Raw genomic sequence first — 8,988 nt, forward strand, 5'->3', positions numbered from 1 at the left:
AGCCACTGTGCCGATCCAGTCGCTGGCATGCGCTCCGGCAATCACTCCGCCCACTAACTGACGGGTGACCGCGTCGGCGATCAGCTTGACAAAACCGCGCGGCGCCTGCTCGATCATGGATTTGGAATTGCTTAAGGTGGTGGTCTTGCCCACGATGACCGATAACCCCTGCGCCTGCGCTTCCTCCTCCGACAAGCCGACCCACGCTGCTTCCGGATGGGTGTACAGACATGACGGCACACAGTTTAAATCAAACTGCGGCGTCCGGCCCAGCATCGTATCCACCGCATTGATCGCCTGCGCGCTGGCCAGATGCGCAAGCTGAATCCGGCTGGTCACATCCCCAGCGGCATAAATCGTAGGAACCGACGTCCGGCCGCAGGCATCCGTGATCAAACGGCCGCGCTCCTGCGCCAGCGCCGGCGCGCAATCGCATAACACCGGTTTGCGTCCGGTTGCGGCGATGATCCATTCCCCTTCCGCGCGCATCGGTTTTTCCTTTTCTACATAGTCTACGGCGTTTTCATGAATCTGGGTAATCGTAATGCCGCAATGCAGCTGCGCGCCCCGGCGCTTGAGGATCATTTGAAGATTCTGCGCGATTTCCCGATCCGCCTGAATCAACGGCCGCGGAGCGGCTTCCAACAGCGTTACCCCAACCCCCAGATCCAATAATAAATCCGCGAATTCCAGACCGATCACGCCGGCTCCGATTATCACAGCCTGCTGCGGCAGCGGACGATCCCACTGCAGCACCTGATCCGAGGTCATCGCCAGTTCAATACCCGGAATCGGCGGAACTGAAGTCCGGGAGCCGGTCGCGATCAAAATATGCTCAGCTTCAATGATCTCATCATTAACACTGACCGTCTGCGGGCCGGTAATTTTCGCTTCGCCATGAAGAAACTGGATTGAATTGCCTTTGATCAGCTGGGCAATTCCCTTCTGCAGCTTCCCCACGGTGTCTTCCTTCTGCAGCCGCAGCGCTTCGCCGTCGATCTCGATCTTGGCGTACTGCGCCGCAATCCGCAGCTGATGCGCCTGGTATAACAGGCTTTTAGTCGGAATACACCCGCGGTTAAGACATGTGCCGCCGACCTGGTCTTTTTCGATCAGCGCGACCTGCATGCCGCATTGAGCGGCGTGAATTGCCGCTTCATAGCCGGCCGGGCCGGCGCCGAGAATCACAAGCTCGGTTTTTAATCCCATTTTGCTTCCTGCCCTTCTATTTCTTGACTGATCCACGCAATGCATTCCGGGATCAGCGGATGGTGCGGACTTGCGGATAAAGCACGTTCCTGCAGTGCCTGGGACGTCAGCGGACAATCATGAAGCAAGGCTTCCAGCTCCGTGATCGCCGCCGCATCCATCGCGTCGGTATACAGCCGGCAGGCGCAAATACGCTGAGACTGCAGCTGCAGCTGCGCCTGGATCTCACCCCAGGCGAAACGTTTCTCCAAGCATAAATCAGCCTGGAATTTCTCTGGAAACAGCCAGGCATCGCTGCGGTAAACCTGGGCCAGCGCTTTGATTTCCGCAATCTGCGCCGGCGTCCATTCCCACATCGTTCCCAGTTCTCCATAAACCTGTTCCATCGCTTCCCGCAGTGCGGTTTTCAGCCGGCTGACCGTCATCATTGGCGCGCATTCCTTTAAATTGATGACGCGCTGACGGACGGAATCGACGCCGTTGCCTTTCAGCTTTGCGGCGGATACCTTCAGGTATCTGGCCACTTTCTCGCTGTCCGTATCGACGAGCAGCGTGCCGTGATGAAAGCTGCCGTGGGGGCCATGATAAAAGGCGTTGCCGGAAAATTTCCGGCCCTGCGCCGTCAGATCGTTGCGGCCTGAAAACTGCGCGTCTACGCCGAACCGGCGCACAGCCTGCAAAAGCACGGAGCATTGCCGATGCAGATCAAATTGATCGTTGGGAACCAACATCGTAAAGTTCAGGTTGCCCAGATCGTGATAGACGGCTCCGCCGCCGGAACAGCGCCGGGCTAACAAACCGCCGTCCTGCTTCAGCGCCGCCAGCCGGCATTCCTTCAGCGGATTCTGGTTTTTGCCAATGACAACGGTATGCTCGTTTTGCCACAGATAGAGAATTCGCCGGCCGTCGAGATGATCGCACAGCCACTTCTCCATCGCTAAATTAAAGTAAGGGTCAAAAGTCTGACCCTCTGCAAAATACAGCATTTTGCTATTCGTTTCCCTTTTGCCAGCGCAGAATCGGATGCCGGGCCGCCTGGACCTCGTCGATCCGGCCGACCGGCGTCGTCGTTGGACATGCCTGCAGTGCCTGCGGATCGCTGGTCGCCAAGTCAAGCAGCTCACTCAGCACGCGCACCGCTTCATCGAGCACCGCCTTTGGTTCAGTTTCCGTCGGTTCCACCATCAGTGCTTCTTCCACGATCAGTGGGAAATACATCGTCGGCGGATGAATGCCGCGGTCGATCATCCCCTTGGCGATATCCATCGCGCTGACGCCCAGGTCGTGATGCTGACGTTTCAGCGTCATGACGAATTCATGCATGCACGGCTGGTCAATCGCCATATCATAGTTCCGGCTCAGTTCATGTTCCAGATAGCGGGCGTTGAGCACCGCGACCTGACTTGTTCGGCGCAGACCTTCCTTGCCCAAGATCATGACATAGGTTAAAGCCCGAACCATGACCCCGAAATTGCCGTAGAACATTTTCATCCGGCCTAAGCTTTCCGGACAGTCTTCATGAATCCGTCCGTTTTCGATCCGCGGCGACGGCAGATAGGGAATCAAATGGCGTTTGACGCCGATCGGCCCGCTGCCCGGCCCGCCCCCGCCATGCGGCGTGGAGAACGTCTTATGCAGATTCAGATGGACGACGTCAAAGCCCATATCGCCCGGACGCGCAATACCCATGATCGCGTTCAGATTCGCGCCGTCGTAATAAACCAGACCGCCGGCGTCGTGAATGATTTTTGTGATTTCCAAAATATCTTTTTCAAACAGGCCCAATGTGTTGGGATTCGTCAGCATCAGCGCCGCGGTCGTTTCATCCGCCATCGCCCGCAACGCTTCCACATCGACGTTGCCTTCCGCGTTGCTTGGAATCTGCCTGACCGTAAAGCCCGCCATCACCGCACTGGCCGGATTGGTTCCATGAGCGGAATCCGGCACGAACACGACGGTGCGCTGATCTTCATGATGGCGTTTCAAATAGTTGCGGATCGTCATCAGGCCGCTGAATTCGCCATGCGCGCCCGCGGCCGGCTGGAAGCAGAACGCATCCATGCCGGTGATCTGCGTCAGATATTTTTCCAGCGTTGCGACAACTTCCAGACAGCCCTGCACGTCCTCTTCCGGTGCCAGCGGATGGATCGCCGTAAAGCCCTCCAGGTTGGCCGCGTCTTCGTTGACTTTCGGATTGTATTTCATCGTGCAGGAGCCTAATGGATAAAAGACGTGATCGACGCCCTTGACACGCTGGGAGCATTCGGTGTAATGGCGCACGACCTCCAGTTCGCTGACCGAAGGCAGCTGCGGTTTCTCAGCCCGCAGTTTTGTTTTTAAAGTATACGCAGGAACCTGAAGCTTTGGCAGCGCCACGCCCCGATGTCCCTGGGTTCCGCGTTCAAAAATCAGCTGGCTCATGCGGCCACCTCCCCGATCAGTTCGACCAGATGATCCATATTTTCCTTATTGTTCACTTCTGTCGCGCACCACAGAATCTCGTGATCGCTCAGCGGCAGTCCGCCCAGGATGCCGTGATCTTCCAGATGTTTGAGCAGCACGCCGCTCGGCACCTCGCTGACCGTTACGAATTCATGGAAGAATTCGCCGGTATATTTCAGTTTGAGCTTTGTTTTTTCACATAGCTCCTGCGCTAAATAGTGGGCGTTGCTGACACAGTGCGAGGCGACCTGTTCGATGCCTTCCGTGCCCATCGCGCTGCAGTAGATCGCCGCTCTCAGCGCGCATAACGCCTGATTGGAACAGATCGAGCTGCTGGCCTTTTCCCGGCGGATGTGCTGTTCACGGGCCTGCAAGGTCAGAACGTAAGCCCGCCGGCCTTCGTGATCGGTACTCTGGCCGACAATCCGGCCGGGCAGCTTGCGCATCATCGCCGATACGCTGGCCATAAAGCCCAGATACGGCCCGCCGAAGTTCAGCGGCATGCCTAACGGCTGGCCTTCGCCGACCGCAATCACAGCGCCGGCTTCCTTCGCTGACGGCAGCAGCGCCGCCGCGATCGGATTGATGTGCAGAATCCCTTTTACCTTTTTCTCCGCCGCCGCTGCAAACAGTGTTTCTGCGTCTTCAATTAAACCGAAATAGTTCGGCTGCTGCAAAAGCAGACAGGCGGTATCCTCGCTCAGCGCTTCCCGCAGCACGCTTTCTTCCAGCACGCCGTGCGGACATTCCAAGACGGTGATTTCCATACCGTAGGCCTCGCCATACGTCCGGATTACCTGCAGGATCTGCGGATGCACCGACGCCGGCACCAGCACGCGGCGATGCTTCGGATCCCGGCACATCAGCAAGGCTTCGGCCGCGGCCGTCGCGCCGTCATACACGCTGGCGTTACTGACGTCCATGCCCGTCAGCTCGCAGATCATTGTCTGATATTCAAAAATGGACTGCAGCAGTCCCTGACTCATTTCCGCCTGATACGGCGTATACGCCGTCAGAAACTCGCCACGGCTGGACAGCGCGTTGACGAGACTCGGGATGTAATGGCGGTAAGCGCCCGCCCCGCGGTAGAGATCTTCATAAATCCGGTTGTGTGAGGCCATTTTCTTCAGCTTCGCCAACGCTTCGAATTCACTCATGCCCTCCGGCAGATCCCAGCCGTCTTCTTTTAAAAGCACCGCTTCGGGCAGATGCCCGGTTAAAGCGTCTAAATCTTTCAGCCCCAGCGAATCGAGCATCGCCTGCAATTCTTCCGGGCTGGATGCAATGTAATCGCTCATGGGCTACTCCAGCGTCGTCAGATATTCGCTGTAGGCTTCCGGACTTAACAGATCGTCTAATCCGCCGACGTTCTCCATCACGCAGATCCAGTTGCCGTAGCAGTCCTCGTTCAGCTTTTCCGGAGCGTCGATCAATTCCTCATTCGTTTCTTTGATCGTTCCGGCGACCGGCGAATAAATTTCACTGACGGCTTTGACGGATTCGACGTCGGCTAACGCGCCTTCCGCTTCGACTTCCTCGCCGGCAGGATGCATGTCGACAAACACGATATCGCCCAGACTGTCCTGCGCGTAATCGGAAATTCCGATTTTTACTGTGCCGTCCGGCAGCGTTTCAACCCATTCGTGCGACTTGCTGTAAAGCAGACCTTCTTTTACGACTGACATTTTGTGTGTCCTCCTTCATCTCTTATTTTATTTTTATTGTCCCAGTCCCGCCGGCTTTTTCCATTCCGACAAGGACTGCAGGTTTCCTCGTTCAAGCGGAAGCTGAGGCCGCTGTGGCCTTGTTTCTGCGCTTCACAAACGATGGCCTTCGCCCTTTTCTGCCCTTTGATCCGCGTTATTTCCGTTTGTAAAACGGCATCGGCGTGATCAGCGCCTTCATGCTTCGGTTTCCATGAACAACCTCAACCTCAGCGCCGTCCTGAGCGTGATCGACGTCGACATAGGCCATCGCGATCGCTTTGCCCAGCGTCGGCGCCATCGTCCCGCTGGTGATATGGCCGATCACTGCTCCATCCTGGCGAACCTCGTAATGCTCGCGGGCAATGCCGCGGTCGAGCAGTTCCAGGCCGATCCGGACCTTCGTCAGACCTTTTTCCTGGATTCCCTGCTTGCCGATAAAATCAGCTTTATCCAGCTTCACCGCGAAGTTCAGACCTGCCTCCAACGGTGAGGTCTCAGCGTCCAGCTCATGCCCATAAAGCGGCATCGCCGCTTCCAGACGCAGCGTATCGCGCGCGCCCAGTCCGCACGGAATCAATCCCAGCGGCGTTCCGGCAGTCATGATCGCCCCGACAATCGCCATCGCGTCTTCATTGCGCATGTAAATTTCGACGCCATCCTCGCCGGTATAGCCGTTGCGTGAAACCAGACAAGCCTTGCCAGCGACCGCGATCTGATCGGTAAACCAATACGATTTTGCCGGCAGTGAAGTCAGATCGGCAATCTTGCCCAGGATCTCAATCGCTTTGGGGCCCTGCAGCGCAACTTGTGAAATGAGCGATGAAACATTACGCAGCTGAACGTTGTGACGGCAGTTCTGATTAAACCACTCCCAGTCTTTCTGCTTGTTGGAAGCATTGACGACACATAAAAAATGCTCGTCGTCAAACCGGTAGACAATCAGATCGTCGACCGTGCCGCCGTTTTCATAACACAGGCAGCTGTAGCGCATCTGTCCATGTTTCAGATTGGCAATCTTGTTGGTCAGCAAATGATCGAGAAAAGCGGCCGCTTCCGGGCCTTCGACGAGAAATTCGCCCATGTGCGACACGTCGAACAGTCCCGCTTGTTCACGAACGGCCTGATGTTCTTTCAGAATGCCGGTTGGATACTGGATGGGCAGCCAGGTGTCGGCAAATTCAACGAGCTTGCCCTGGTGGCTTTGATGAAAGTCGTATAACGATGTTTTTTCTGTCATCTTCGTTTCCTTTCCTTTTCAGGTTCCTCTTGTAGCTTTATTATAGCGAAAATGAAAGCGCTTTTCCATAAAGTTCTGCACTTCACAAGATAACTCTGTTCTTTTTCCTATCCAACCGATTACAGCCAGAACAGCAAGCGTCCTAATTGGAACAAAAGCAGACTGACCGCATACGGCAGCGCCAGCATGATCGCGATGGATTTCAGCATCAGCCTCGTTCCATATTCCTGCCGCAGAGCGTTGAGCGTCATGATGCAGGGAATCGAAAACAGACAGTAGACAAGGAAGCAATAGGCCCGCAGCTTGCCTAACGGATCTGGAAAGAGCGCGCCCAGTTCGCTGATCAAGCCGGCATCCTGCCCTTCCTGGCTGAAATCCGCCAGGTGCACGACACTGTTTTTCACCGCTTCGCCCAGGCCTGAAATCAGGTTCCGGGATTCCTCAGCAAAGTCCGGCGGCGTTTCCGTTGACTCGCTTAACACCGAAGCCAGAAAACCGACGACTGTTTCCTTGGCCGCGATGGATCCGGGCAGGCTGGCAACCAATGGCCATTGCGTGCCGAAACCCAGCGGTTCGTAAATCACGGACGCCGCCTTGCCAAACTGCGCGGCATAGGACGTGGCGATCTCCCCGGTCGGAAAATAGGTCAGTCCCCACAGCACTGTCATCGCCAGCATCACGACAGTCAGCGCTTTACGGGTGTAATTTTTGACTTCCTGGCGGACCTTGTTGAATACCACCGGCAGCGATGGGCGGCGATATACCGGTAGTTCCAGCACCATCCACGGCTGTTTGCGATGCTCCGGCAGCGACAGCACCAGCGATAACACCAATGCGCTGACTAGGCTTAATCCATACAGCGTAAACACGACCAACCCGCCCTGTCCGGGAAAAAACGCCGCCGCGAACAACAGGTAAATCGGCAAGCGCGCGCCGCAGCTGATTAATGGAACGACCAGCGCCGTCCGCCGGCGGCTGCTTTCTTCTTCGATTACGCGCGTCGCCATCACGGCTGGAACATTGCATCCCAAGCCTAACAACAAGGAAACAAACGCTTTGCCGCTGCAGCCAAACGGCCGCATCAGCCGGTCCATTAAAAACGCGATCCGGGCCATATAGCCGCTTTCTTCCAGCAAGCCGAGGAAGAAATACAAAAACGCCATTAACGGTAAGAAACTGAGCACGCTGCCAATCCCGGCCAACAACCCGTCGCAGATCAACGATTGCACCCAGGCCGGCATTGAAGCCAATAAGAGCCGGCAGCCGTGCTGCATCCAGAGAGTTAATTGATTCAGCCAAGCCACATACGGCGCGCTGCCGTTATAGATAAGCATCAGCATCCCAAAGCTCATCGCCAAAAGCAGCGGCAGTCCCCAGATCCGGTGCAGCAGCACCGCGTCGATCCGCTTGGTTTTTAACAGCCGCCGCTGTGGATCCTGACGAACATGGCTCATCAAGCTGTCGACCGCCCGGTACAGCGCCTCATGCATTGCTTGCGGCTGGCGGTCACAGAGCTTTTGATAGGCTTGTTTCTGCAGCGCCAGCGGCGAGACAAAGGGTTCTGCCAGCTGCAGCGCGTTGACTTCATCGACCCACGCCTGTTCCAGCGGTTTTGGCAGCAGCGGCCGGTAACCGTCAAAGGGCTGATGCAGCATCGCCAGAACGGTGTCTTTCACCTGCCGGGCGGCCTGCTTGTCAAACGCGCTGACGCAGAGAATCGGACAGGCCAAATGGCGGCTCAGCTTTGCCGCGTCGATCTCAATTCCATTTTTCAGCACCTCGTCGTAAAAGTTAAAAATCAGAATCATCGGAATCTGCAGCATCCTTAATTTCAGCGTCAGCCGCAGCGCCCGCTGTAAATGCGTCGCGTCCAGGACGTTGATCAGGCAGTCGATTGGCTGGGATTCCAGAAAGTCCTGGGTGATTTGTTCCTCGTTGTTGGTTTTCTGTAAATCATAAATACCCGGCAGATCGATCAGGGTGATCGCTTCCTTATTCCATTCAACCTGTGCCTGCTTGCGCTCCACCGTAACGCCCGGCCAGTTGCCGACCTCAAACCCGGCATCCGACAGCGCATTGATCCAGGCAGTTTTCCCGGCATTGGGATTGCCGACAAAGGCTACGGTCTTCATTCGGTTTTCTTCAAAGCGACATAAATCCGCGCGGCATCCGGCCGACGCAGCGCGATCAGGCTGCCCCCGACGCTGTATTCCGCCGGATCCTGCAGCGGCGCACTGCGGACAAATTCAATGTCCTCGCCCACCCGCAATCCCAGAGCTTCCAGCCGGTCCGCCAGCGCCGGCGGCAGGTCAATGCGCGTGATGACCGCGCTGAGGCCGGATGGCAATTGTGTTAGTTTCATCGCTGACTCTCCTTTCCTTACAGACTATGCTT

The 8,988-nt window shown here is 56.4% G+C and carries 8 protein-coding genes; all 8 read right to left on the minus strand.

Annotated features, from left to right (window positions below):
- The coding region (locus HOLDEFILI_RS15455) for a dihydrolipoyl dehydrogenase family protein (RefSeq protein WP_006060787.1) at window positions 1–1,209 on the minus strand (1,209 nt) is incomplete at its 3' end.
- A complete protein-coding gene (lplA, locus tag HOLDEFILI_RS15460; protein ID WP_006060788.1) occupies window positions 1,200–2,195 on the minus strand; it encodes a lipoate--protein ligase in 996 nt (331 codons plus the stop codon). The genes HOLDEFILI_RS15455 and lplA, both read right to left, overlap by 10 nt.
- Window positions 2,196–2,199: 4 nt before the next feature.
- On the minus strand, window positions 2,200–3,630 hold the full coding sequence (gene gcvPB, locus HOLDEFILI_RS15465; protein ID WP_006060789.1) for an aminomethyl-transferring glycine dehydrogenase subunit GcvPB: 1,431 nt from the start codon (window positions 3,628–3,630) through the stop codon (window positions 2,200–2,202).
- Entirely contained in the window at window positions 3,627–4,949 is a 1,323-nt protein-coding gene (gene gcvPA / locus HOLDEFILI_RS15470; protein WP_006060790.1) for an aminomethyl-transferring glycine dehydrogenase subunit GcvPA, read from the minus strand. The genes gcvPB and gcvPA overlap by 4 nt, the downstream gene beginning before the upstream one ends.
- 3 nt (window positions 4,950–4,952) lie before the next feature.
- Window positions 4,953–5,336, minus strand: a complete 384-nt coding sequence (gcvH, locus tag HOLDEFILI_RS15475; protein ID WP_006060791.1) for a glycine cleavage system protein GcvH — start codon at window positions 5,334–5,336, stop codon at window positions 4,953–4,955.
- A 175-nt stretch (window positions 5,337–5,511) separates the two neighbouring features.
- Complete coding sequence (gcvT, locus tag HOLDEFILI_RS15480) at window positions 5,512–6,594, minus strand: glycine cleavage system aminomethyltransferase GcvT (protein ID WP_006060792.1); 1,083 nt, start codon at window positions 6,592–6,594, stop codon at window positions 5,512–5,514.
- Between the two features lie 119 nt (window positions 6,595–6,713).
- The gene (feoB, locus tag HOLDEFILI_RS15485; protein ID WP_006060793.1) at window positions 6,714–8,726 is read right to left on the minus strand and encodes a ferrous iron transport protein B; all 2,013 of its coding nucleotides are present in this window, start codon (window positions 8,724–8,726) and stop codon (window positions 6,714–6,716) included.
- Complete coding sequence (locus tag HOLDEFILI_RS15490) at window positions 8,723–8,956, minus strand: FeoA family protein (protein WP_006060794.1); 234 nt, start codon at window positions 8,954–8,956, stop codon at window positions 8,723–8,725. Before HOLDEFILI_RS15490 ends, feoB begins: the two co-directional genes overlap by 4 nt.
- Window positions 8,957–8,988 lie beyond the last annotated feature (32 nt).

It is taken from the genome of Holdemania filiformis DSM 12042 (assembly GCF_000157995.1).
In the GTDB taxonomy this organism is placed as follows: Bacteria; Bacillota_I; Bacilli_A; order Erysipelotrichales; family Erysipelotrichaceae; genus Holdemania; species Holdemania filiformis.